This is a genomic window from Tunturibacter empetritectus (assembly GCF_040358985.1).
Taxonomy (GTDB): Bacteria; Acidobacteriota; Terriglobia; order Terriglobales; family Acidobacteriaceae; genus Edaphobacter; species Edaphobacter empetritectus.
Map to the genome: position 1 here is coordinate 4105335 of NZ_CP132932.1, position 23570 is coordinate 4128904.

The following is a 23570-nucleotide window of genomic DNA, read 5'->3' on the forward strand; positions in this document are numbered from 1 at the left end:
CGCATGAAGATTCTGTACGCTACCGGGCTCTCACCCAACGACACCTCCCTCTATCGCCTCTGGGCATTGGAGCGCCTCGGACATCAGGTCATTCCCTTCAACGTCTTCGACTACGAATCCAGAAATCCCGTTCTGCGCAAGGTAAACCAGCGCCTCGTCCTGGGACCTTCCGTAACCCGGCTCAACTCGGATCTGATCAAAATCGCAGAAGCCGAAAAACCCGACATCCTCTGGACAGACAAGCTCCTCTACATCCGGCCTCGAACGCTGGACCGAATGCGCGCCTTGAACATCGCAACGGTCAGCTACATGATCGACAACCCCTTCGGAACCCGCCAGGATCCAGGCTGGCGAATGTACATGAAGGACATCCCCCACTACGACCTCCACGTCGTCCAGCGCGACAAGAACATCCTCGACTACAAATCGCGTGGCGCGCGCGATGTCATCAAGATTCAAACCGCCTACGAACCCACGCTACAATTCCCGCCGCCGGAGGGCTGGTCCGACGCCGATCGAAACCGCGAGGTCTCCTTCATAGGGACGCCCTACGACGACCGTGCCCAAACCCTCACGCGACTCTGGCGCGACTGCGGCTTTCCCGTCGTCATCTCCGGCAACCCCCACCAGTGGGGCCGCGCCATGGAGGTAAGCGCCTACAAAGCCCTCTTTAACGGAGGCGAGCTGTTCCGCGATGAGTACCGCGAAGGCATTTGGAAATCAAAAATAAACCTAAGCTTCATCACCCACTCCAACTGCGACGAGTTCGTGCACAAGAGCTTCGAGATCGCCGGATGCGGAGGCTTCCTGCTCGCCGAGCGCTCCGATGGCCACATGCAGCGCTTCAAAGAAGATGAAGAGGCGGTCTTCTTCACCGGCTTCGAAGAGTTAGCCGCAAAGATCAGCCGCTACCTGCCCGACGAGGAAGCGCGGAACCGCATCGCAGCAGCCGGCTGCATCCGCGCCGCACGCGACGGCTACTACAACGACCGACAGGTCGAACTAATCGTCGAGCGCGCCCAATCAATAATCGAAAGATTGAAGCCTTCTGCCAAAACAACGCACGCGGGCAGTCGGTGATTTACGATCTCCTCCACGAGAAGCCTGCCGTCCTCGACGCGGACCTCTGCATCGTCGGCGCCGGAGCCGCAGGCATCACCCTCGCCGTAGAGTCTGCGCTTAGGGGCAAGAAAATCCTCCTCCTCGAAGGCGGCGGCGCAACCCGCGAAGACTCTTCCCAGGCCCTCTACGACAGCGAGATCGCTGGCCTTCCGCACCGTGGCATCCACACCGGCCGCATACGTGTGAAAGGTGGAACCACGGTCCGCTGGGGAGGCCAGATCCTCGAACTCGACGCCCTCGACTTCACCCCCCGTCAAGGCGTCCCAGAAAGCGGCTGGCCATTTCCAAAGTCCAAGTTGACCTCCTTCTACGAGCGCGCCCTCGTCCTCGAGGGGCTGGCCAAAGTCGAACGTAACGACGCGGAGGTCTGGAAAGACCTCAACCTGCCCTTCACCCAGTTCGAAGATCTCGAAGCCTATCTCTCGCGCTGGTGTCCTGAGCCAAACTTCGCCCGCCTCCATCACAAGACGCTTAGGGAGCACCCCAACCTCCACCTCTGGCTTCACGCCAGCGCGATCGAGTTGATGACCGAGGGCACCGCCGCCACCGGCCTTCGCGCACGTACCCTCACCGGCAAGGAAGCCATCTTCCGTGCGCCCAACTACATCTTCGCCCTCGGCGGAATCGAAAACTCGCGCTTCTTCCTCCAGCCTCGCCCCAGCGGTCTGCCCTGGAACCGCTCCGGCCTCCTTGGCCAGCACTTCCAGGATCACATCGACTGCAACGCCGCCGCCGTCGAGCCGCTCGACCCAAAGCGCTTCCACGATACCTTCGATCCCATCTTCGCCCACGGCTTCAAATACCTCCCCAAGCTACGCCTCATACCGCAAGCACAGGCCGCCCACGGCACCCTCAACATCGGCTCCACCATGTCCTTCGAGGACACCGGCAAAGCTCGCGGTCAGGCCAAATCAACCATCCGCAACCTCATGCGCGGCCGTTTCAGTGAGGTAACCCGCGACAACCTGCGACATACAGCAAATCATCTCCCCATGCTCGTCCACCAGGGCTGGCGGTATAAAGTAAAACGCCGCGCCTACAGCCCACCCGAGGTCCGCATCTTCCTCCGCGTCCACTGCGAGCAGGAGCCAACCTCCCACAGCAGTATCACCCTCACCGATCAGCGCGACCCCCTCGGCCTTCTGCGAATCCGCTTCGACTGGCAGATCTCCGAAAGGGAACTGGACACCATCCGCCAGTATGTCCGCATCGCCCAGCGAGCCCTCGCCGGCGTAGCCCGCATCCTCCCCAACGAAGACCTCCTCTCCGGCAGTCCAAACTTCCTCGCCCGCTGCGACGACAGCAACCACCACATGGGCGGTATGCGCATGTCCACCTCCGACGCCACCGGCATCGTCGACACCGACCTTCGCCTCTACGGCCTCACCAACACCTACATCTGCAGCTCTGCCGTGTTCCCCAGCTCCGGCTTCTCCAACCCCACCCACACCGTCCTCGCCCTGGCCCTGCGCCTCAGCGACCATCTCTCAGGCACGCACAACGCCTGAGTGCAACTTTCGCTCATTCTCCACCGTCAAACCGCTGGGAAGGCGTTCTTCAGTAGAGACAGGCCATGTCCATTCGCTTCGCTCACGCTGCGTTGGCTGTTTTACTCTCGGCAATGGCAGTCTCTATACAAGCCCAGTCTCCCGATCCATCCGGCTTCACCCTGCACACCCAGGCCCGCGTCGTCCTCACCGACGTCACCGTAACCGACGCGAACGGCAACCCAGTTCATAACCTGAGCCGCTCCGCCTTCCACATCTTCGACAACAAGAAGCCGCAGGAGATCGCTTCCTTCGAGGAGCACACCGGCGCGCAGCCCGCAGTCACCCCGACCGCGGCACCCTCCGCCCCGCACACCTTCAGCAACGCCTTCCTCCTCCACCCGCCCCCGGTCTTCAACGTCATCGTCCTCGACACCGTCACCATCAACATCGTCGATCAGATGTACCTCTACAAACAGCTAACCGACTTCATCGACGCTCTACCTCCGCAAAACTCGCTTGCCATCTTCGCTCACAACGGCGAGTACACACTATTGCTTCAGGACTTCACCACGGACCACGCTCTCCTGCACACCGCCATCCGCAAAGCTGTTCCCGTCCTCCCCTTACCAGGAGCGTGGAGCTACAACTCCCTCCAGGCCATGCAGCAGATCGCCATCTATCTCGGCCAGCTTCCTGGACGCAAAAACGTGCTCTGGTTCAGCGCAGGCTCCAACCTGCTTCTTAGGTCAGACGCATCCAATATTCCGCCTTCCATCGACTATCACGCCCTCCGCGTCATCTACGATGAACTCGAGGCCAGCCGCATCGCACTCTATCCCATCGACGCTCGCGGTCTCACAATAGACCCTCCCCCGGTCTGGGAACACATGCAGATGGACGACGAAGCCAAAGCCACCGGCGGACGCGCCTTCTACGACAACAACGGACTCGCCGAGATCTCCTCGAAGATCATCGCCACCGACGCCGACTTCTACTCCTTCTCCTACTCCCCCCGCAACTTCCAGCAAGACAATAAGTGGCACAACGTTAAAGTAACCATCGACGGCGGACCCTACACCCTCAGCTACCGTACCGGCTACTACGGCGACGGCGCCAATATCTCCGACCCGAGAAACTCTCCGTCAGACTCAAAGACCATGAGAACCGTACTTACCTCTAATGGCGAGAAGATCCAGCTTCCCGAGAATCACAGCGAACCGATCATCTTTTACGCAGACGTGCGGCCCTCATCATCAACAGCCGTCTCAGGAGACGCCCCAACCCTCCCCGAGAAGAAAAACCAGACGGTCTACACCATCCACTACACCGTGCCCGCGGCAGACTTCGTCCAGCAGAACATCCCCGGCGGCCAGCGTGTCGAGATTGGAGCCGGCGTCTTCGCCTTCAATCAATATGGCCGCTCCATCAGCCGCCTCGGTCAGAAGTTCACACTCAGCTTCAAAGGCGACAAACTGAGCAAAACTCCGAACGCCAGCCTCACCTTCGACCAGCAGTTCAATCTTCCAAAGGGAGACGACTACCTCATCGTCGCTGTATGGGACACCGCCACCGGCCGCCTCGGCACCATTCAGGTTCCTGTGAGCGTCGCAAAACGAATGGAACCTCCACACAATTAAAGTGCCCAACCCAATCCCAACCCTGACCCGCCACCACAACAAGCACTTCCCATCTCCGTCCGTCTGAGCCAAAATCATCTGGAATGCAACTCATCGAACTAGCCGATACTGGACGCACCACCACCCGCCTCGGCTTCGGTAGCTCCAGCCTCATGGGCGCCCTTGGCCGCCGCGCCTCCCTCGCCATCCTCGAATCCGCCTTCGACGCAGGCATTCGCCACTTTGACGTCGCTCCCATGTACGGCTACGGCGAAGCCGAGGGCTGCCTTGGCGAATTCCTCCAGCGCCATCGGGACCAGGTCACCGTCACCACAAAATACGGAATACCCCCTGCAAAAAAAAGGCCGCTGATCTCGCTCGCCCGCCGCGTAGCCGGACCCATCTTAAAAGCCGTCCCAAGCGCGAAGCACCGTCTCGCCCAAGCCGCAAATGCAGCCATGCGAACCACCGAGAAGGCCACCTTCACGCCGCAGCAAGCCAAAGCCTCGCTCGAATGCAGCCTCGCCGCCCTTCGCACCGACCGCATAGACCTATGGCTGCTTCACGAGGCAACAGCCGCCGACCTGCGCGATGAAGCCCTCCTAAGCCTTCTCGAAGAAGAGGTGCAGCAAGGAACCATAGGCTCCTTCGGCATAGGCAGCAGCGCCGATAAAATCCCTTCCCTCCTCGTCCAGCATCCCGCCTACTGCCGCGCCCTCCAGTACGAGTGGTCCGTCCTCGACCCAGAAGCAGACCCTGCAGCAAACCCGCTATTTCGACCGGAGCGCAGCGTAGAGGAGAAACCCGCTGTCCTCCCGCCGTCACCCTTCCGCATCCATCACCGCGCCCTCACGGAAAACTTCCGCTCTCTGCATCGCACTCTGTCCGTAGATAAACAGCTCTGCCAGCGTTGGTCCGCATCCACGAACATCGACCTCAGCAACCCCGAACATCTCGCCCACCTCATGCTCAAAGCCGCCCTCGTCATGAATCCCAGGAGCATCATCCTCTTCTCCTCAAAAAATCCCCTCCACATTCAAGCCAACGCGAAGACAGCCGAAGACCGCACCCTCGAAGCCCCCGCAAGAGAACTCCATCGCCTCGCACAAACCGAACGCAACCGGCTATAGCCACCATCTGCAGGACAAACAGGCCCAGCAGGTGCAAGCTGGATGCCGCTTCAAAAAGGATCGCCCCTCCCCCCAACCCCCAGGCATCAAGATGAGTTAGCCTGATAAAGGCGAGCCTATAGGTTCCTCAAAACAGCACAAACTTCCACCACACTAGTCCACACAAGGATCAGTAATGAGCCCCTGGCGCACCTGGAGAACCCGACTCATTCTCATCTTTGCCGTGCTCGGCCCCGGCTTTATCACAGCCAACGTAGACAACGACGCCGGCGGCATCCTCACCTACTCCGCAGCAGGCGCGCAGTTCGGCTATACGCTTCTCTGGACGATGATCCCCATCACCCTCGCCCTCATCGTCGTGCAGGAGATGTGCGCCCGCATGGGAGTCGTCACCGGCAAAGGCCTCAGCGACCTCATCCGCGAAGAGTTCGGCCTCCGCATCACCTTCGTCATCATGATCCTGCTCATCGTGGTGAACTTCACCAACGTCATCACCGAGTTCTCCGGCATCGCCGGCAGCATGCAGCTCTTCCACATCTCCAAATACGCCAGCGTCCCCGTCTGCGCCTTTATCGTCTGGATCCTGGTCGTCAAAGGCGACTACAAGAGCGTCGAAAAAATCTTCCTCATCGCCAGTGTCTTCTACATCGCCTACATCATCACCGGAGTCCTCAGCGGCCCGGACTGGCACCTGGCCCTCGTCGAAACCGTCAAGCTGCCCCCGCGCAACGTCTGGTCTGATAAAGACTACGTCTACACTACCGTCGCCGTCATCGGCACCACCATCACCCCCTGGATGCAGTTCTACCTGCAATCCTCTATCGTCGAAAAAGGGGTCAGCGTTCGCCAGTACAAAACCTCACGGCTGGACGTCATCGTAGGCTCCATCTTCACCGACATCGTCGCCTGGTTCATCGTCGTCGCCTGCGCCGCAACCCTCTACACCCACGGCATCCGCCACATCGCCGACCCCTCAGACGCCGCCGGAGCCATGAAACCCCTAGCCGGTCAGTACGCGTTCATCCTCTTCGCAGCCGGCCTCTTCAATGCGTCCCTCTTCGCTGCCTCCATCCTGCCCCTCTCGACCGCCTACACCGTCTGCGAAGGTCTCGGCTTCGAGAGTGGTCTGGACAAGAGCTTCACTGAAGCGAAGTTCTTCTACTGGCTCTACAGCGTGCTGCTCTTCGCTGGCGCCGCCATCGTCCTGATCCCAAACTTCCCGCTGGTCAAATTCAGCATCCTCTCCCAGGTGCTCAACGGCGTTCTCTTGCCCCTCGTTCTAGTCTTCATGCTCAATCTCATCAACAAGCACGACCTCATGGGCAAATACACCAACAAGCGCTGGTTCAACATCATCGCGTGGACGACCGTCATCATCGTCACCTCGCTCTCACTCATTCTCGTGTGGAATACCCTCCACGGCTAGGACGCTGGTTTTGTTTTTCTTATCCAGCCCTGAAACTACATCATCTCGACTGGAGGCGGCGCTTTGCCGCCCCGCATTTTGCTTTTGCTCTTGGCTCTGGTGTTGCTTGTTCTCGTAGTATCTCTTCCGCGTTGGACACCAATTGAGAACTGACCACCTATAACAACTTCCCCTCAGACAGATCTCGAATCAACCCAAGGTCAGCGGCCAGAAAGTCATATCCCGGCAGCTCCGTCAAAGGCGTCCAGCGCATGTCATTGAAGATTCGATTCTCCAGTGCGCCATCAAACTCCCGCACCACAAAGAATTGAAGGTCGATCGCTCCGCCATTGCGATACTTATGCCTCACCCGCGCCACCCGCCGGCCAATGATAGCCGTAATCCCCAACTCCTCATTCAACTCTCGAGCCAAGGCGTCCTCCGACGTCTCACCGGCTTCGATCTTCCCTCCGGGAAACTCCCACTTCAAACTCATCGGCTGGTCCGGCTTGCGTTGGCAGATCAGCACCTCCAGCCCTCGCCCACCTTCACCCGCATCCCCTCGTAAAATCAACGCCGCCACCACCAAGCGGAGTGGTTTTTGCACTGCGGCCTCAACATGCTCCTCGAGTTTGCGAATCGGCTCTCTCACCTGACTACAGATTAGACGATATCCGCAGCTTAAAAGCTTCTATTCACCTTACTTAGGCCGGTCGAACCGTCGCCGGATAGTAAACCGGCCAGCTCTCCTGCGCGCTCCGCTCCACCAAAGCCGCACTCGGATTCACCGGAAATGCCCGCTTCGCAATCGCCAGCATCGCCGCGTCATGGACCGAGTTCCCAAACACAGCATCCGGCACCGTTACCCCGGCCCGCTTCAGCGACGCAACCTTCCCCTCATCCGTGGGGACATCGAGAATCACGTCGGTTACCACGCCGTCCTTAACCTGTACCCGCGCCGCCAGCACCCGTTCCGCCGGAATCCCGAACCGCTTGACCCCCTCTTCAATCACCCAGTTATTGGTCGAACTGACCGCCCAGATCTCCACACCCTTCGCACAAAGTTCACCAACCAGCTCCTTCATCTCAGGAAAGATATTCGTCTCAATCTGACTGGCAAAGAAGTTCTTCGCCGCACGCTGCATTTCGTCCTCGCGCAGGCGCTGGTACATCTGCACCATCTCCCCGCAGATGGCCACCTCAGACACCTCACCCTTCAGGTATCCGCGGTATCGCGAGTCGATCCAGTCGGTCATCTCACGCGAGACCAGCCCCGTCTCGATCGTCCACTTCATAAACGAAGACCCGGCATCCCCCGACCACAGGGTCCCGTCGCAATCAAAGACCGCAACCGCAGGGGAGAGCGAAGCAACAGCCGAATGAAACTCCGAGGTACTCAGGCGACTCACTGAAACAACATGGCTCACAATCTATCTCTACTTTTCTGCGCATCTCGCATGCGCGTTCAACGACAAATTCGACTTGAAGATTGTCATGATTTTACTACCGGTTTTCCGCCAACGACTCCGCAAACACCCGTCAAATCCCGCCAAGACAGCCTTCCCATACCCGGTCCCTCAAAAATTAATCGAGTATTGATCCGCAGCTTTTTTTGCTAGATCGGAGGCAACCCCTCCACCACACTCACTCCATCGGGTGGAACAAACGCAAAGTCCGCATCCTTGACTGGAACATTCTCCTGCATCCCGGTGAATGCGAACTCCGTTACCGCCCCGTCCACCTCTTCCAGCTTCATCCGCTCAATCGCCCCCGTCGCAGTCACCCACAGAGACAGCAGCTTCACCCTCTGCGCCATTCCCTTCGGCACACCCGAAATCCGGAACCCACTCCCGTCCGCAACCACGGTTAAGCTATCGAGTTCTTTCTTCAACTGCGTATGCCCCAGCAGAAACCGCAGCGGCGACCGCAGATCATCCAACTGCCTCGCCGGCACCCGCGTAGCCTGCGCATCGCCCGGTGTGTAGAACCACGCAAACTTCCCATCCAGCACAAACACCTTGCCCACCGGCGCAGCGTAGCTCCACAGCATCCGCCCTGGCTTCTTCAGCAGCAGCGTGCCCTCTTCCGTGCGATTCATCCCCATCCCCGCGTAGCTCTCCGTGTAATGAGCGCGCAGGGAACTGAGATGGTTGTAGTGGTCATCTACCTTACGCACCAACGCGTCGTTCTCCTGCGCAACCAGCAGCGGAGCGCAGCAAAACGACGCGAACAGCAAAGCCTTAACCAGCATTACTGAATGGGCTGTGTGCAGTTGGTTCCACCCGCCGGGTCATAGCGGATCGTATTGTTCTCATCCGTGCAAAAGCCGCGGTCCCCGGTCTTTCCAATCGAGTTCGGAACCGCCGTGATCTCAAACGAGGTATACATATCCTGATTGTTCACCGTCACTTTAGTGCAGTTGGTGATGGCGAATGTATACCCGGCCTTCTGTCCACTCGCCAGATCCGGAGTAATCAGCTGTGCCGCCTGCGCGGTCGGCGCACCCGACTTCGGATCACCACCCAGCGTCGGCAGCGAACACGAAAATCCATTCGCCGGATAAGCCGAGTTGTACTGCAGTTCTGCTTGCCCGATCGTCCTCAAAGACTGCACTGCCGACGTCTCCTGCGCCTGCTTCCTCAGCTTCAACAGCTGCGGCACTGCAAGCGTCATCAAAATCAACATCACCGACATTACGATCAACAGTTCGATCAGCGTAAATCCATCTTCGTTTGGTCGTACCTGCAGCCCTGCGCGCAACCGGTCCCGTACATTCATTGTCTTATCAATCCTCGGCAATTCTGTATCTCTACCACCGAACAAACTCTATCAGCAGAAGGACCTAGCAGGCCAAATCTTCCCGCTCAATCTTCATCCCGCCAAGATTTCCAAGCAGCGTCAACGCCATCGTCTCCGGCTTGAACAACTCCTGCGCCAGCTCCTGCACATCGGCCGTCGATACCGCTTCGATCTCGTGCATAATCTCATCCACGCCGGAAAATCGTCCAAAGTACATCTGCTGCCGCGCCAGATTCGCCATCCTGCTGCCCGAGCTCTCCAGCCCAATCACCATATTGCTCTTCAGCTGATCCTTGGCCCGCTTCAACTCCACCTCGCTGACCGTCTCTTCCTTGAGACGCCGCAACTCCTGCAGGGTAAGCCGCAACACCTCCTGCGTCTTGTCCACCGAGGTCCCCGCGTATACGCACAGCGAGCCCGTATCCCGGAACGGGTTCATCTCCGAGTAGATCGAGTAAGCCAACCCCCGGTCCTCGCGAATCGTTTGGAACAGCCGCGAGCTCATCCCGCCGCCCAGCATCGTATTCATCAGATACACCACGTACCGCCGCGAATCGTTCACGGGAGGCGCCGGCATCCCCAAACAAAGCTGCACCTGCTCCAGCGACTTCTTCCGCTTCAGCGTAATGTGCGGCGTAGCCCTCGGTGCCGCCACTTTCTCCGGAACGCCGGCCCCACTAGCCGCCAGCGAGCCGAACTCCCGTTCCACCTGGGCCACAAACGCATCATGCTCCAGGTTTCCCGCAGCCGAAAAGACCATATTGCGCGGCGCAAACTGCCCCGCATAAAAGTTCAGCAGCGTCTGTTGATCAAAGCCTGAGACCGTCTTCGCTGTCCCCAGAATCGGCCTTCCCAGCGCATCGCCCTTCCAGAAGTTCTGCGTCCACACCTCGTGCACCAGATAGTCGGGGTTATCTTCGTCCATCTTGATCTCTTCCAGAATTACGCCCTTCTCGCGCTCCACATCCTCAGGCGCAAACGTCGGGTGCAGCACCAGGTCCGACAGCACATCCAGCGCAGGAGCCACATTCTCATCCAGCACCTTGATGTTGAAGCAGACCGTCTCCTTCCCCGTAAACGCGTCCAGATTTCCCCCGATCGTATCCACCTCCCGGGCAATCTGCTGCGCCGACCGCGAGGTCGTACCCTTGAACACCATATGCTCCACGAAGTGCGAGATCCCGTTGACCTCCTTCGTTTCGTCCCGCGAGCCAGAGCCCACCCAGGCCCCCATCGAGACACTTCTTACATGCGGCATGCTCTCGGTCAGCACCAATAGACCATTCGACAACACCGTCTTCCTGATGTTGCGAGTGGCACTCTTCGTAATTGCGGCGTCATCTACTAGCGTTACAGACATGAGACTCCTTCAGACTCCATTGTTTCACAGCGCCACCTGCGCCATCTTTTGTATCTATCGGAGTAGACTTATATGATGCTCGGGCCTGTCACCACGCTTCTAGACGGCTGTGGGCGGAAAAGCACAAAACATACAAGTGCCTATAAATGAATGATTTAAAAGTTTTTTTTGATCCGAGGGTTGATGCAAAACCGCTCTTCGGCGCCTCTTTCCAGGAACTGACCGGTCTGATGGAAAACCTCGCTCAGCCCGCCTACCGGGCGCGTCAGCTCTACGACGCTCTGTATGGCCAGCGCACCTCCTCGCTCGACCAGATCACCACCCTCCCCACCACCCTCCGAGCCACGCTCCATACCGCAGGCTACATCGTCGGCCTGCCAGAGCTTCTCCAGACCGCACGCTCTATCGACGGCACCGAGCGCTACCTCGTCTGTATGGCCGATGGCGAGACCGTCGAGACCGTCTGGATGCCAGGAGGCGACGGAGGCGAGCGCGGCGACGGAACCCAGGCTGCCGAGGAGGAGGAGCACCCCACCCACGATGACGAGGACTACAAGCGCGCCACCATCTGTATCTCCAGCCAGGTAGGCTGCGCCGTCAACTGCCAGTTCTGCCTCACCGCCAAGCTGGGCATCCGTCGCAACCTCACCCCAGGCGAGATAGCCGGTCAGGTAGCCGCCGTCCTCAACCGCCACAAGGTTGAAGTCGGCCGCGACCGCATCAATCTGGTCTTCATGGGCATGGGCGAACCCTTCCTCAACTACTCCAGCTTTATGGACGCCGTCCGCCTCCTCGCCGGCCCCATGAGCATCCCCGAATCCCGCATGACTGTCAGCACCTCCGGCATCCTCCCCGGCATAGAACAGTTCGCCGGCGAGACCATCCGTCCCAAGCTGGCCGTCAGCCTCAACGCCTCCAACGACGTCGTCCGCGAGTCCATCATGCCCATTACCCGCAAATGGAACATCGCCGCCCTCCTCGAGGCCATCTCCGCCGTTCCACTACGACCCCGCGAGCGCGTCACCTTCGAGTATGTCCTCCTGGGAGGCATCAACGACCGGCGCGAGCACGCCGACGAACTCATCGCCCTCCTGAAAAATCTTAGAGCCAAAATCAACCTCATCGTCTGGAATTCGGGCCCCGATATGCCCTTCCACGAACCCACCCCGCAAGATGTGGGCATCTTTCAAAGGCGACTCCGCGACGCAGGCATCCCTGCCTTCATCCGTAAGCCCCGCGGCCGCGACATTTACGCCGCCTGCGGCCAGCTAAAACGCACCCTCGAGCAGCCACCCCTCGTCGAGATCGCCACCCTCTAAAAAAGCTGTCCTGCCGAACAGGCCTCCTGCGCGGAGGACAGACGTTCGCACGCCTTTTTAGAGCTTCGCGTAGTCCTGAATGATGGTGATTCACGACCATCGGGAGCGCCCGGCGAAAGCGGTATACAGGTCACGAAGTGACCGCCCCACGCGCAGTTGGCCCGTCCGGCAGGACATAGCCTTTAGAAAAAACCCTTATCTTCGAAGACTTTGCATACTAAGTACGGGGAGAGGGTACCTGCCCCACACCCGTAACCGTCAACGAACGCCCCATCCCCAGCTCCAGCAGCCGCTCCGCCAGAAGGTCATAGTCATGCCGCAGCACATCGCCCTCATGGACAAAGTTGCCCGTCACCGGCTCCACCCCCAGCGCTCGCACTCTCTCCACGTCCGCCACGATCGGCTGCTGCCCCTCACGCGCATACTGCTCCAGCTGCCCCGCCGAGATATGCCCCGTATTGATCAGCGCATAGTCGAAGATAGGAATCTTAACCCCACCCGCATGCTGCCTGATCTTCTCGATATGCTGAGAGGCCGTTAGCCCCAGCGATTCGTTGGCCTGCGTCATCAGGTTGCACACAAACACCTTGGTAGCGCGCGACTCAGCCAGCGCCTCCGGAATGCCACGGACCAGCATGTTCGTAATCAGCGAAGTATAAAGCGACCCCGGCCCCAGCGTGATCAGGTCGGCGTTCGCAATCGCCTCCAGCGTCTCAGGCAGAGGGTCAGCAGTCTCAGGCTCCAGTCGCAGTTCCACGATGCTGCGTTTACTCGCCGTAATGTTGGTCTCCCCACGCACCAGCGAGCCATCGTCCATATCCGCCGCCAGGGTCACATTGGTATTTGTAGAAGGGAAGATCTTCCCCCGCGCGGCGAGGATCTGCGAGGACATCTGCACCGCCTGGGCGAAGTCCCCCGTGATGTGCGAAAGCGCAGCCACAAAGAGATTGCCGAAGCTATGCCCCTCCAGCTCGCCATGCTCGAAGCGATACTGAAACAGCTTCGACAGCAGGTGCTCATCCTCCGAAAGCGCGACCATGCAATTCCGGATGTCCCCCGGCGGAAGCATCTTGAAGTCCTCGCGCAGCCGCCCGGACGAGCCTCCATCGTCGGTCACCGTCACCACCGCCGAAAGCTCCCTAATGATGCAGTGCTCTTCAGGGCAGGGTGGCGTAGGAGCCCGCTCGACCCGCGCAGACTCTCCCAGACGAATCCCTCTCCTCCGGTCCGGAGTCACCACGTACCGCTTCAGCCCCCGCAGCAGCGTCGACAATCCTGTGCCGCCGCCAATGGCAACCACGCGCAGGTCTTTCTCTTTCGATTCGGTCAGCTTCCGCAACGACATGCGCAGACTCTCCCACACCAGCCTAAACGAAGCGCTCGTTGGATTGGATTGCAGTCGTAGCTATGCTTCGGGATACAGCAACTCGGTAAAGCGCGGATCGTCTGCCATATCCTGGAAGTCCGAGTCTGCCCGCGCCTGGATTCTGTTCCGTGGATTCTGCCGGATCGCCTCGGTCAGATGCTCCAAACAGTGATGCGAATCACCCGTCATACTCGCCAGCACCGCCAGACCATAGAAGGCATAGTCCGCCTTGTCATTCTCCTTCAGGATCAGGTTGAAGTGCTCCCGGGCATCTTCGTACTGTCCATCGTTCAGCAGAGAGATGGCGTAGTCATATTGTTCTTCGCAGTTGGAGAAGGCATTCTTTCCCTTGGTCATCTGCTGCGCACACGCCGTCGAGTACATGCGGACCCGGTCGCTCAGTTCGCCTGCGCCTGCAGCCAGCATCTTGTCGAACGCGGCATGGGCTTTGTCGTACTTTCCATCCTGCATCAGTCGCAGCGCAGCTTCGTAGTGAGCCACCACTTGCGCACGTGCGGTGTCGTTCGTCTGAGGAATGGTTCCAGCGAGGGTACGTGGAGCACGCTTTGTTGCAGGTACAGTTGCAGTCTTTGTCTGAGCCATCGTCATTCCTGTCGCCTGAGGCGGTTTCTGAGCATCCCCATTCTAACGGGTACTCAATTTGGTTTGTTCTCGTGTCGGTTTTATACGCAGACCTGGCCGTAAGGTCAACCCCACTCCGGTGTAGCGCAACCAAAACCCTCGCTATCGCTCAAAGTCTCTCACGCCCCGAACGGCTACACCCGCCCGTAGACCGCCGGGTTCAACTCAGGGTCGTTATACATCTTCATCTGTCGATACAGCTTAAACCGTCGCCTGCCTCCAAGCACCTCGCTCCACAGCACATCTAGGCACCCCGCCAGATCGTCCCGCTGCTCCACCAGCAGAGCCAGACGCCCCACATTGCGCGAGCGATGCTCCTCGGACGCACTCGCCCGCTGCGCCTCCACCCGCGTGTGGTAAATCTTCAACGCCAGAATGGAGAGTCTATCGATCATGAGCCCAGGCGTCTCCGAGTGCAGGGGAGCCACCGGATCCTGCTCCAGCCGCTCTGTCAGCCACAGATCCATCTTCTCGACCAGATCGTTTCGTTGTTGATTCAATGTGTCGATCGCATGCTTCACCCGCACGATCTCCGCATCCGGCACTCCGGGAACCCGCGCCTTATCCTCCTCATGCCAGAGCTCGAAGTTAGCCCGGTGCTGCGCCATCGCCAGCGCCATCAATCCATCAGCCCCCGTCTCGAACGCAACTTCGTTCTCTGTCTCATGCAGGGCCGCCGTCATCTCGTCCTGCATCCGGGTTATCAAAAGTGCATCGAGCATAGGCCTCCTCACAACCAAAGACTTTACCAGTTGCAGAGAGCATTGTTGTAACCACTCGAAGGCAATCGTGAAAGTTAAGTCAGAAGTTTATTCAGTGTCGTCGTCAAGCACGATTGCATAATCCTCATCGCCAAGAGTTCCTTCAATCTTGCTCAGCCATCCCAGCGAACGGCTCACCGGCCACACCGCCCAGGCTGCCGGAATCGCCCCCGACTCGAACTCGCAAATCAGTACGATCTTCAATTCGCCACTCGGAAGCGCAACCAGCTGCGACTGCGGAATGTCCTGACGATAGATCTCAGCGCCGCTCTCATCTTTAACCCCGACGTACCAGAACTCGGCATCGTCAAAAGCCGCAGCAGGCAGTGCAGAGCGATCAAATGTGATCCGCACCATCCAGCGAAAGATCTGCCCCGTCCAGTCCTCAGCAGCCTGAGGGTTAGGCGGTTCCCCACCCCGCACGGTGTAATCCTGAGCCTTTCGCAGCTTGAACGAAAGTCCCGCATAAGCCTCATACTCCTCAAGGCTTCGCGTCGACCCCAATCCATAGCTCTCCACCGGGTGTCCTGCAAGCAGCCGTCGAACCTTCTCCTTACTGCGCGAGTCCAATTCATGCCACACACGGCCAGCCTTGTCCGCGTTATCTTCGGTGTGATCGCCCCAATGCTTAGGCGCACTCGGCCTGCCGTAGTCGTGCCAGACAATCGTCTCCTGCGGATGAAACAGGTCATATCCACTGGTGAAGGCGCGCAGCGTCATCGCCGTCTCCTCCCCCAGAAAATACAAGTCGGGATCGTATCCAATCTCATCAACAAACTTCCCCGGAGCAAACAAAAATCCCGCCGAAAGAAACCGTGCCCGTCGTGGCTTCGTCAGGTTCTGCCAGTCCGCAATCGCCAGCGGCTTCATATGCGGAATACCGTCCTCGGTGAATCCCTGAAAGGCCATCTGCAACGGTCCATCCAGCAACACCTCGTTGCCACCCGGAGTAAAAGGCGAAGCATATGTGCTCAAGATAGGCTTTGCGCTTCCTGTCTGCCCTATCTCGTCGAGCAGCTTCACATCCCAATCCCAGGCAAACCGGCAGTGCGAGTCCACCTGCAAAAACCAGTCCTCGCCCCGCCACAGCTTCATCACCTCGGACCGCGCCCAGCAGGCTCCTTTACTCTCCCGCCAGTCAACGGCAAGTACTCTGAAGCAGTCGTCATTGCGAAAGGGAAGCGTATCTTCCTTCGGATCGTGTTGCCAGCAGATCCCAAAGCGCAGCCGTTCGGGATAGCGAGCCTTTACGATGCAGTCCTCAATCGTAGGAACCAGCTGCGGATCGCGATACGCTGCGATCGAGACAAAGATCAGATGATTCGCTTCATTCAAAGCCACGGTCCTCGCCCGATCAGGCTAACAGGCTCCTCCTACCCCTTTCGTCCTATTTGCCCTAACTCCCGGAACCAAGCAGACTAGACAGAGACAATGGCAACCTCCCCAAAACGGGTCCTGATCTACCGCCTGGGCAGCCTCGGCGACACCCTCATCGCACTTCCCGCCCTCCACCTCGTAGCCCGTGCCTTCCCACAGGCCGAACGCCGCATCCTCACCAACTTTCCCGTCAACGTCAAAGCCCCGCCCGCTGACGCCATCCTCGAAAACAGCGGCCTCGTCCAAGGCTACTTCCGCTACGTCGTCGGCATGCGCAGCCCACGAGAACTAATCTCCCTCTGGTGGCAGCTCCTGCGCTGGCGCCCAGAGGTCCTGGTCTACATGGGGTCTGCGCGAGGAGTGGAGTCGGCACGCCGCGACGAGAAATTCTTCCGTCTTTGTGGAATAAAGCGACTCATCGGCGTCCCCCTCACCGAAGACATGCAGCAGAACCGCTTGGAGCAGCTGACCCAGGCTCTCGAACCAGAAGGAGCGCGCCTTACCCGCAATCTCGCCGAATTGGGAGACGCGCAACTCGACGACCCTGCAAGCTGGGATCTCCGCCTCACTTCCGCCGAGCACACCCGCGCCCAAGAAGCTCTCACCCCAGCCGCCGGCCTGCCTGTCATTGCAGTTAGCGTAGGAACCAAAGTCCAGTCGAAAGACTGGGGCCGGGAAAACTGGCGCACACTCCTCGAACACATCGCCGCCCTCTATCCCAACCACGCGTTAGCCCTATGCGGAGCCTCCGAAGAGGCCGAAGCCAGCAACTTCGCTGCGGAAGGTTGGAAGCAAAACTCCACGAAGCGCGTCATCAATCTCTGCGGCGTCCTCACTCCGCGCGAGAGCGCCGCAGTCTTCGCTCAGTCCCAAATCTTCATCGGCCACGACAGCGGCCCTATGCACCTCGCCGCAGCCGTCCAAACCCCCTGCGTCGCCATCTTCGCCGCCCGCAACAAGCCTCGCGTCTGGTTTCCTTACGGCAAGCAACATCGCGTCGTCTATCACCAAACCGACTGCTGGGGCTGCGGCCTCGAAACCTGCATCGTCGAAAAAAAGAAGTGCCTCACCTCAATCACCGTCGACGAGGTGATTACCGAGGTTCGCGCCATCCTCGGCTAGCGGAGAGAAACGCACCTTTACTCAAAGATGCGATGATGATCGGCAGGAGATCTTTTTCGTACATGCTGCCCGAACTTCATTCGATCCTGAATCTGCTTGAGGGCGGCTTCAGCCAACTCAAAGTGCTCGTCATCGGCGACATCATGCTCGACCGCTACATCCACGGCGAGGTCGAGCGCATCTCCCCCGAGGCCCCCGTCCCAGTCATCCGCCACGCCCAGCGATACGAGCGCGCCGGCGGAGCTGCCAACGTAGCCATGAACCTCGCCGGCCTCGGCTGTCAGACCTTCCTCGCCGGCCTCTGGGGAGCGGACTCCGAGCAGGCCGAACTAGCCGCCATCCTTGATCGCGCCGGCATCAACACCGCCGGAGTCGTCTCAAGCTCCCTCCCCACCATCTCCAAGACCCGCATCGTCGGCCGCATGCAGCAACTCCTGCGCCTCGACATCGAAAGCCGCGATCCCGTCCCCGCAGTCGAAGGCCAGCACCTTCAGGAGCGCGCCGTCGAACTCATCGCAAAGGTTCACGCAGTAGTCCTCTCCGACTACGCCAAAGGTGCCCTGACCCGCTCCCTCAGCGAAGCCGTCATCCGCGCCGCACGCACCGCAGGCATCCCTGTCTTCGCAGACCCCAAGACCCCCGACTTCAGCAAATACTCCGGCGCCACCACCGTCTGTCCCAATCTCGGCGAACTCTCAGCAGCTACCGGCGTACCCTCTCACCACACCGACGAACTCCTCGCCGCAGCCCAGGCCTTAGCCACCGAACATGACTTCAAATTCCTCACCGTCACTATGAGCGAGAAGGGAATCACAGTCCTTAGGCCACCGTCGACAGGCAACCCAGGTATCTACCACTCACCCGCCCGCGCCCGTGAGGTCTTCGATGTCTCAGGAGCAGGCGACACTGTCATCGCCACCCTCGCCGCCGGCGTCGCGGGTGGGCTGCAGATCGAAACCGCAGTCGAACTCGCCAACCTCGCCGCCGGAATCGTAGTTAGCAAAGTAGGCACCGTTCCCATCGCAGCGCATGAGTTGGTAGCAGCCCTCACTCCCAGCTCCGGACTCACCGCCGGAGAAAAGATCCTTGACCTCGACCGTCTCAAACTCCGCGTAGCCGAGTGGCGCTCCTCCGGCGAGACCATCGTCTTTACCAACGGCTGCTTCGATCTCCTCCACGTCGGCCACATCACCCTGCTCGAAGACTGCCGCCGCTTCGGTTCAAAGCTCGTTCTGGGCCTCAACGCAGACGCCTCCGTCTGCCGTCTCAAAGGCCCAACCCGCCCCATCGTCTCCGAACGGGAACGCGCCCGCGTAATGGCCGCCCTGGCCGCGGTAGACGCCGTGGTCCTCTTTGAAGAGGACACCCCCCTCGAACTCATCCGCGCGTTACGGCCCAACGTCCTCGTCAAAGGCGGCGACTACACCGTCGAAACTGTGGTCGGCCATGAAGATGTTCTCGCCTACGGAGGACGAGTCGAGATCGTCCCCACCGTAGAAGGCTTCTCGACCACCAACATCGTAAAAAAGCTAACGGCAAATCCAACCCCGAGCGAGGAGATTAAGAAGTGATCATCGTCACCGGCGGAGCAGGCTTCATCGGCAGCAACCTCATCCAGCAGCTCAACCGCGCAGGCGAACGCAACATCCTGCTGGTGGACAACCTCGCTCCCGCCCCCAACCTCACCGGCCCCAAGTTCCTCAATCTCGCCGGAGCCGAATACGCCGACTACATGGACAAGCGCGAGTTCCGCGCCGCACTCAAAGCCGGTGACTTCGAGAACACGCGAATCCGAGCCATCCTCCATCAGGGCGCCTGTTCCAACACCCTCGAAGACGACGGCCGATACATGATGGACAACAACTTCACCTACTCCAAAGAGTTGTTGCACTTCGCCCTTGAACGTAAGGTTCCCCTCGTCTACGCCTCCACCGCCGCCGTCTACGGAGCCAGCACGAGCTTCACCGAACTCCCCGCCAACGAGCGTCCTCTCAACGTCTACGGCTACTCGAAGCTTGTCTTCGACAACTATGTCCGCCGCCATCTTCACGATATGAAGTGCACCGTCGTCGGCCTCCGCTACTTCAACGTCTACGGCCCACGCGAGCAGCACAAAGGCCGCATGGCCAGCGTCATACACCACTTCACCCGTCAGCTCAAAGACACCGGCGCCATCCGCATGTTCGAGGGCTCAGGCGGCTACGCCGACGGCGAACAGCGTCGCGACTTCGTCTTCGTCAAAGACCTCGCCCGCATCAACATGTTCTTCGCCGGCCTCCTACCCGAAAGCCCTAAAAAGCCCATCCACGCCGTCGTCAACGCAGGCACCGGCGAAGCCCGCACCTTCAAAGCCGTAGCCGAATCGCTCATGCAGGTACACGGCCAGGGCAACATCGAATACATTCCATTCCCCGGCGACCTCAAAAACCGTTACCAGCACTACACCCAGGCCGATATCTCAGGTCTCCGCGCCGCCGGATATACCGCGCCCTTCACCACCCTCGAGGATGGCGTAAAGCAAACCTTCGCAGAGGAGCCCGCGTCCTAGCAGTTCTGCTCCTTCGCAAAAACAGATACTCTAACCGAGCCTGAGATTCTCGACAGGCAATCAATCTGTGCCAGCCAACCACAGGAGCCAGTGTGACTGATACGCAACGAATGCCCACGATTCTCTGCATCAGCACCTACGAGAAGGGTCAGCCTTTTCTGAAAGAGGCCGCACGTCTCGGCGCCAGCGTTCTCCTGCTCACCGTTGAAAAACTCGAACACGCCGACTGGCCCCGCGAGTCCCTCACCAAGCTCATCACCATGCCGGAGAAGCTAACCCCCGAGCAGGTCTTAAACACAGTTACCTTTCTCGCACGCACCAACCCCATCGACCGCATCGTCGCTCTGGATGAGTTTGACCTCGAAGTAGCCGCCCTCCTCCGCGAACACATGCGCCTCCCCGGAATGGGCGAATCTCTCACCCGAAACTTTCGCGACAAGCTCGCCATGCGCGTCAGCGCCAAACAAAAAGGCATCCCCGTCCCAGAGTTCACCGGAGTCTTCCACCACGATGATCTCCGCACCTTTCTCCACAACGTCCCTGGACCATGGTTGCTAAAACCCCGCACCAACGCCTCCGCTATAGGCATCCGCAAGATCGAGTCGCCGGACGCCCTATGGCCCATCCTCGACGAGCTAGGCGATCTGCAGTCACACTACGTCCTCGAGCGCTTCGTCCCCGGCGAGATCTTTCACATGGAAGGCGTCACCTGGAACGGCAAGGTACTCTTCGGCGCCCCCTACAAGTACGGCAAGCCGCCAATGCAGACGATGCACCAGGGAGGCATCTTCAGCACACGAGCCATCGACAGGGAATCGAGCGACGCCATCGCCCTCGGCACAATCCACAAACAGGTGATCGAATCCCTCGGCCTCGTCTCCGGCGTCACCCACACCGAGTTCATCAAATCACAAGCTGACGGCAGCTTCTACTTCCTCGAAACCGCAGCCCGCGTCGGGGGCGCCCACATCGCAGACGTCGTCGAGTTCGCCTCAGGCATCAACCCTTGGGTCGAGTGGGCAAGAATCGAAGTAGCCACGCTCCTCAACATGGACTACACCTTGCCGAATCTAAATCACCAATATGCTGGCAGCGTCATCTGCCTCGCACGGCAGGATCATCCCGACACCAGCAGCTACGATGCACCCGAGATCGTTCACCGTCTCAATCGTCATCATCACGCCGGTCTCATCCTCCGCGCCGACTCTGCCGAACGCGTCGAAGAACTGATCGGCCAATACACCAGTCGCTTTCTCGAAGACTTCTGCGCCGTCGTGCCCCCACCAGACAAGCCGACGGCATAAGTCTGGCGAATCCCATTCGGAACGTCTCCGCAAAAAAGGAGGGTTCGAAACAGGATGCACTCCTGAACAGCCCGTAATCATGGCCTCTGCGTAACCCACGTGCGTAGCTGCTCCGGTGTTTTGATCTGCCCCTTCAGCAGCTTGTCGAAGAGCTCCCGCGTCCTCATCGATTCAAACGGCTCGTCGATTTGTGAAGGCGTTGTCTGACCGGGAAGCTTCACAATGTAGCCAGGCCTGTCGTCAAATGTGACATTGTTCGAAGCAATCCGCTCCTCTTCTGTCCAGTCCGGACTCTTCGCCCAGAACAGTTTCACTCGCCACGAGTGATCGCCCATAATTACCAGCGTGGAGTTATCCCAAGTTCCATTTTCTTCCAGTTCATGGCGAACATGCGCCAGGTAAACGTCGCACAGCGCAAGGTTGTCAATGTAGTTGGGGTGAGATACCTCGAAATTACCCGTACGTCGGTTGTAGATTCCTCCTGGATGCGGGATCGGCATATGGAGAAGAATGAAGTCGGCCGAGGGGTCTCTGAGAAGCTCGTCTCCTGCTCCAGCAAGTTCTCGGTAATCCTGTTGATGAAATCTGATCGGATTAGAAGGACCATTCTGTCGTGGAAACAGATGGAACGACCGCGCCAGGTTTACAAGGTGACCTATGACCGGCTGCTCACTGTTCCAGAGGATGCTCTGCTCTGGATACATGTCACCCGGCACGACGGTGTGATTCGTCCAGAAACATCGGTCGAGAACCTCAGGCAGAATGCGGCAATACGGGTTGTACCACCCCGCGATCGCAGTGCTATAGCCTGCATCAAGCGCATCTTGAAAGACCGTTTTGCGAGGATTGAAAGTCTCCCACATTCCCGCAGACCGGTTGTGCACCTCAAGAGGCCACCCGGCAGCAGCAGGACGCACGCCATCGTATCGATCTCCCGTCATTAGGGAAGGAAGAACCTGTTCTGTGTACACGCCGCTCGGAACGGTATGGGTGAACACCGTTGCCGTTCGAGCCAACTGCGTAAAAGCCGGCAACTCAAGCCCCTGATAACGATGCTCGTAGACTTGCCGGTAAGAGAGTTCATCAAAGAGAATCCAGATGATTCGCCCGCGACGAGGAGAGGAAGCGCTGTCTCCTCTTCGCTGATGCAGCGGACGCGGCGCATTCAGGTGCCTAGCCTGCCACGTAAAGAAGACTGACTGAACAATCATCGCCATTCCGCTCAGGGCAACGAATCCAAGGATCGGCACAGCCAACTGCTGAGCACGATAAAGAATCGGTCGAATGCGGGAGCGCCACGCCACCCAGGTAAAGAAGATCAGGCAAACCACACCCAGAAAGATTGTTTTGACAACAACTGGCACGGGAGATTCGTGAAGCACATACCAGTTCGTTATGATCTTCCAACTCAATCCAACCCCTAGACCGCTCCACAACCAGGAGTTGAATCGCGGATGACTCCGTCCCCAGGCAAGCAGGAGAGATAACACCAGCCACACAGCCGCGAAGTTCAGAAATACAGGCACGGCCACCGCACGAACCGGCCCGATCAGATGGTAAAACTCGCTGTGCAAAGGCGAGGCTAAAGACACAAGCACGACCAGCAGGACGATTGTGCTTGCGCCTAACGCAGTTATAGCCGGATGTCTCAACAACTTACGTGGCCTCTTGTATCGTCAAGAGACGAGATCGCCCGCTGTTGCACCTTGACCTCTGTTGCTGGATATCCTGCTGTTCGACGTACAATCCCGCGACTAGGCGACATGATCGTCACCCGTAGAAGATCTCCCTTGCCAGGCCGAAACGATTTCTTGATCTCGACCATTGTAAAAGTGGTATAGGTGCCTGATTATGGGATAGTTATGGTGAGAGCGCTGGGGCTCGAACCCAGGACCAACGCCTTAAAAGGGCGATGCTCTACCAACTGAGCTACGCTCTCAAACCACACTACCAAGTTAGCACATTTAGGCAGGTGGATCGTGCCTCCAACCAGCGCCATCGCAAGCTTTTATCCTCACTCTCTTGCGCCCGAGGGAGATCGGAGACTCCCGTCAAGGCGACGCCTTGGACCGCCACAAATCCTGATCAAGCCCACTGCGTCCACTCCATCACGATCTTTTCGGAGTCTTCCCCAAAAGGTCCATTTCGGGAAGACTGATTTTAACCCCCGATTCCGCCTGGATTGACGCAGAAAACCCGCGCCCCTATT

20 protein-coding genes and 1 tRNA gene are annotated in these 23570 nt (G+C 58.9%); 10 read left to right on the forward strand and 11 right to left on the reverse strand.

The genetic code is table 11. From position 1 onward, the window contains the following. The first annotated feature begins 3 nt into the window (after positions 1-3). The 5 genes from RBB75_RS17110 (at position 4) to RBB75_RS17130 (ending at position 6784) form a co-directional block, all read left to right on the forward strand. Positions 4-1080, forward strand: coding sequence for a CgeB family protein (locus RBB75_RS17110; protein ID WP_353068759.1), 1077 nt, complete (start codon positions 4-6; stop codon positions 1078-1080). Beyond that, positions 1077-2630 carry a GMC oxidoreductase gene (locus RBB75_RS17115; protein WP_353068760.1) on the forward strand — a complete coding sequence of 518 codons (1554 nt, stop codon included), beginning with the start codon at positions 1077-1079 and terminating at the stop codon, positions 2628-2630. The genes RBB75_RS17110 and RBB75_RS17115 overlap by 4 nt, the downstream gene beginning before the upstream one ends. A gap of 65 nt (positions 2631-2695) precedes the next feature. Continuing rightward, positions 2696-4249, forward strand: coding sequence for a VWA domain-containing protein (locus tag RBB75_RS17120; RefSeq protein ID WP_353068761.1), 1554 nt, complete (start codon positions 2696-2698; stop codon positions 4247-4249). Positions 4250-4332: 83 nt separating this feature from the next. Then, a complete protein-coding gene (locus RBB75_RS17125; RefSeq protein ID WP_353068762.1) occupies positions 4333-5358 on the forward strand; it encodes an aldo/keto reductase in 1026 nt (341 codons plus the stop codon). Between the two features lie 175 nt (positions 5359-5533). Next, the gene (locus tag RBB75_RS17130; protein ID WP_179637880.1) at positions 5534-6784 is read left to right on the forward strand and encodes an Nramp family divalent metal transporter; all 1251 of its coding nucleotides are present in this window, start codon (positions 5534-5536) and stop codon (positions 6782-6784) included. A gap of 157 nt (positions 6785-6941) precedes the next feature. On the opposite strand, the gene RBB75_RS17135 is transcribed toward RBB75_RS17130, so the two are convergent. The 5 genes from RBB75_RS17135 to RBB75_RS17155 form a co-directional block, all read right to left on the reverse strand. Continuing rightward, positions 6942-7415 (reverse strand): (deoxy)nucleoside triphosphate pyrophosphohydrolase, encoded by a 474-nt coding sequence (locus RBB75_RS17135; RefSeq protein WP_179637881.1) that lies wholly within the window; start codon positions 7413-7415, stop codon positions 6942-6944. Positions 7416-7467: 52 nt separating this feature from the next. After that, a complete protein-coding gene (locus tag RBB75_RS17140) occupies positions 7468-8190 on the reverse strand; it encodes an HAD family hydrolase (RefSeq protein ID WP_179637882.1) in 723 nt (240 codons plus the stop codon). 188 nt (positions 8191-8378) lie between these two features. Beyond that, entirely contained in the window at positions 8379-8939 is a 561-nt protein-coding gene (locus RBB75_RS17145; protein WP_353068763.1) for a LolA family protein, read from the reverse strand. A gap of 74 nt (positions 8940-9013) precedes the next feature. Continuing rightward, on the reverse strand, positions 9014-9541 hold the full coding sequence (locus tag RBB75_RS17150; RefSeq protein WP_179637884.1) for a prepilin-type N-terminal cleavage/methylation domain-containing protein: 528 nt from the start codon (positions 9539-9541) through the stop codon (positions 9014-9016). Between the two features lie 64 nt (positions 9542-9605). Then, positions 9606-10922 carry a M16 family metallopeptidase gene (locus tag RBB75_RS17155; RefSeq protein ID WP_353068764.1) on the reverse strand — a complete coding sequence of 439 codons (1317 nt, stop codon included), beginning with the start codon at positions 10920-10922 and terminating at the stop codon, positions 9606-9608. Positions 10923-11068: 146 nt separating this feature from the next. On the opposite strand from RBB75_RS17155, the gene rlmN reads away from it, so the two are divergent. After that, positions 11069-12241, forward strand: a complete 1173-nt coding sequence (rlmN, locus tag RBB75_RS17160; protein ID WP_353068765.1) for a 23S rRNA (adenine(2503)-C(2))-methyltransferase RlmN — start codon at positions 11069-11071, stop codon at positions 12239-12241. A gap of 217 nt (positions 12242-12458) precedes the next feature. Here the strand turns inward: rlmN and RBB75_RS17165 are convergent, their stop codons facing one another. The 4 genes from RBB75_RS17165 to RBB75_RS17180 all read right to left on the reverse strand — a co-directional run bounded on the left by RBB75_RS17165 (position 12459) and on the right by RBB75_RS17180 (position 16351). After that, the gene (locus RBB75_RS17165; protein WP_353068766.1) at positions 12459-13586 is read right to left on the reverse strand and encodes a gluconeogenesis factor YvcK family protein; all 1128 of its coding nucleotides are present in this window, start codon (positions 13584-13586) and stop codon (positions 12459-12461) included. A gap of 60 nt (positions 13587-13646) precedes the next feature. Then, on the reverse strand, positions 13647-14210 hold the full coding sequence (locus RBB75_RS17170; RefSeq protein ID WP_179637888.1) for a tetratricopeptide repeat protein: 564 nt from the start codon (positions 14208-14210) through the stop codon (positions 13647-13649). Between the two features lie 173 nt (positions 14211-14383). Further along, positions 14384-14971, reverse strand: a complete 588-nt coding sequence (locus RBB75_RS17175; protein ID WP_353068767.1) for a DUF4254 domain-containing protein — start codon at positions 14969-14971, stop codon at positions 14384-14386. An 87-nt stretch (positions 14972-15058) separates the two neighbouring features. Next, positions 15059-16351: a GlcNAc-transferase family protein gene (locus RBB75_RS17180; RefSeq protein WP_353068768.1), complete on the reverse strand. Its 1293-nt coding sequence runs from the start codon at positions 16349-16351 to the stop codon at positions 15059-15061. Positions 16352-16441: 90 nt separating this feature from the next. Here RBB75_RS17180 and RBB75_RS17185 point away from each other — a divergent pair, with 90 nt between their 5' ends. The 4 genes from RBB75_RS17185 (at position 16442) to RBB75_RS17200 (ending at position 21361) form a co-directional block, all read left to right on the forward strand. Further along, complete coding sequence (locus RBB75_RS17185) at positions 16442-17509, forward strand: glycosyltransferase family 9 protein (protein WP_353068769.1); 1068 nt, start codon at positions 16442-16444, stop codon at positions 17507-17509. A gap of 62 nt (positions 17510-17571) precedes the next feature. Continuing rightward, on the forward strand, positions 17572-19080 hold the full coding sequence (gene hldE, locus RBB75_RS17190) for a bifunctional D-glycero-beta-D-manno-heptose-7-phosphate kinase/D-glycero-beta-D-manno-heptose 1-phosphate adenylyltransferase HldE (protein ID WP_353068770.1): 1509 nt from the start codon (positions 17572-17574) through the stop codon (positions 19078-19080). Next, the gene (gene rfaD, locus RBB75_RS17195; protein ID WP_179637892.1) at positions 19077-20057 is read left to right on the forward strand and encodes an ADP-glyceromanno-heptose 6-epimerase; all 981 of its coding nucleotides are present in this window, start codon (positions 19077-19079) and stop codon (positions 20055-20057) included. Before hldE ends, rfaD begins: the two co-directional genes overlap by 4 nt. A 92-nt stretch (positions 20058-20149) precedes the next feature. Continuing rightward, on the forward strand, positions 20150-21361 hold the full coding sequence (locus RBB75_RS17200; protein ID WP_353068771.1) for an ATP-grasp domain-containing protein: 1212 nt from the start codon (positions 20150-20152) through the stop codon (positions 21359-21361). Positions 21362-21438: 77 nt separating this feature from the next. Here RBB75_RS17200 and RBB75_RS17205 read toward each other — a convergent pair whose 3' ends face one another. Together RBB75_RS17205 and RBB75_RS17210 are read right to left on the reverse strand one after the other, a co-directional pair. Further along, the gene (locus RBB75_RS17205; protein WP_179637893.1) at positions 21439-23016 is read right to left on the reverse strand and encodes a sulfatase-like hydrolase/transferase; all 1578 of its coding nucleotides are present in this window, start codon (positions 23014-23016) and stop codon (positions 21439-21441) included. A 208-nt stretch (positions 23017-23224) separates the two neighbouring features. Continuing rightward, a tRNA-Lys gene (locus RBB75_RS17210) sits at positions 23225-23300 on the reverse strand. Positions 23301-23570: the final 270 nt, after the last annotated feature.

What these genes read in the sequence shown, in the direction of transcription:
- RBB75_RS17110 (WP_353068759.1), top strand. Translation starts at nt 4, where the DNA reads ATGAAGATTCTGTACGCTACCGGGCTCTCACCCAACGACACCTCCCTC.
- RBB75_RS17120 (WP_353068761.1), top strand. Translation starts at nt 2,696, where the DNA reads ATGTCCATTCGCTTCGCTCACGCTGCGTTGGCTGTTTTACTCTCGGCA.
- RBB75_RS17125 (WP_353068762.1), top strand. Translation starts at nt 4,333, where the DNA reads ATGCAACTCATCGAACTAGCCGATACTGGACGCACCACCACCCGCCTC.
- RBB75_RS17130 (WP_179637880.1), top strand. Translation starts at nt 5,534, where the DNA reads ATGAGCCCCTGGCGCACCTGGAGAACCCGACTCATTCTCATCTTTGCC.
- RBB75_RS17150 (WP_179637884.1), bottom strand. Translation starts at nt 9,541, where the DNA reads ATGAATGTACGGGACCGGTTGCGCGCAGGGCTGCAGGTACGACCAAAC.
- RBB75_RS17155 (WP_353068764.1), bottom strand. Translation starts at nt 10,922, where the DNA reads ATGTCTGTAACGCTAGTAGATGACGCCGCAATTACGAAGAGTGCCACT.
- rlmN (WP_353068765.1), top strand. Translation starts at nt 11,069, where the DNA reads ATGAATGATTTAAAAGTTTTTTTTGATCCGAGGGTTGATGCAAAACCG.
- RBB75_RS17165 (WP_353068766.1), bottom strand. Translation starts at nt 13,586, where the DNA reads ATGTCGTTGCGGAAGCTGACCGAATCGAAAGAGAAAGACCTGCGCGTG.
- RBB75_RS17170 (WP_179637888.1), bottom strand. Translation starts at nt 14,210, where the DNA reads ATGGCTCAGACAAAGACTGCAACTGTACCTGCAACAAAGCGTGCTCCA.
- RBB75_RS17175 (WP_353068767.1), bottom strand. Translation starts at nt 14,971, where the DNA reads ATGCTCGATGCACTTTTGATAACCCGGATGCAGGACGAGATGACGGCG.
- RBB75_RS17185 (WP_353068769.1), top strand. Translation starts at nt 16,442, where the DNA reads ATGGCAACCTCCCCAAAACGGGTCCTGATCTACCGCCTGGGCAGCCTC.
- hldE (WP_353068770.1), top strand. Translation starts at nt 17,572, where the DNA reads ATGCTGCCCGAACTTCATTCGATCCTGAATCTGCTTGAGGGCGGCTTC.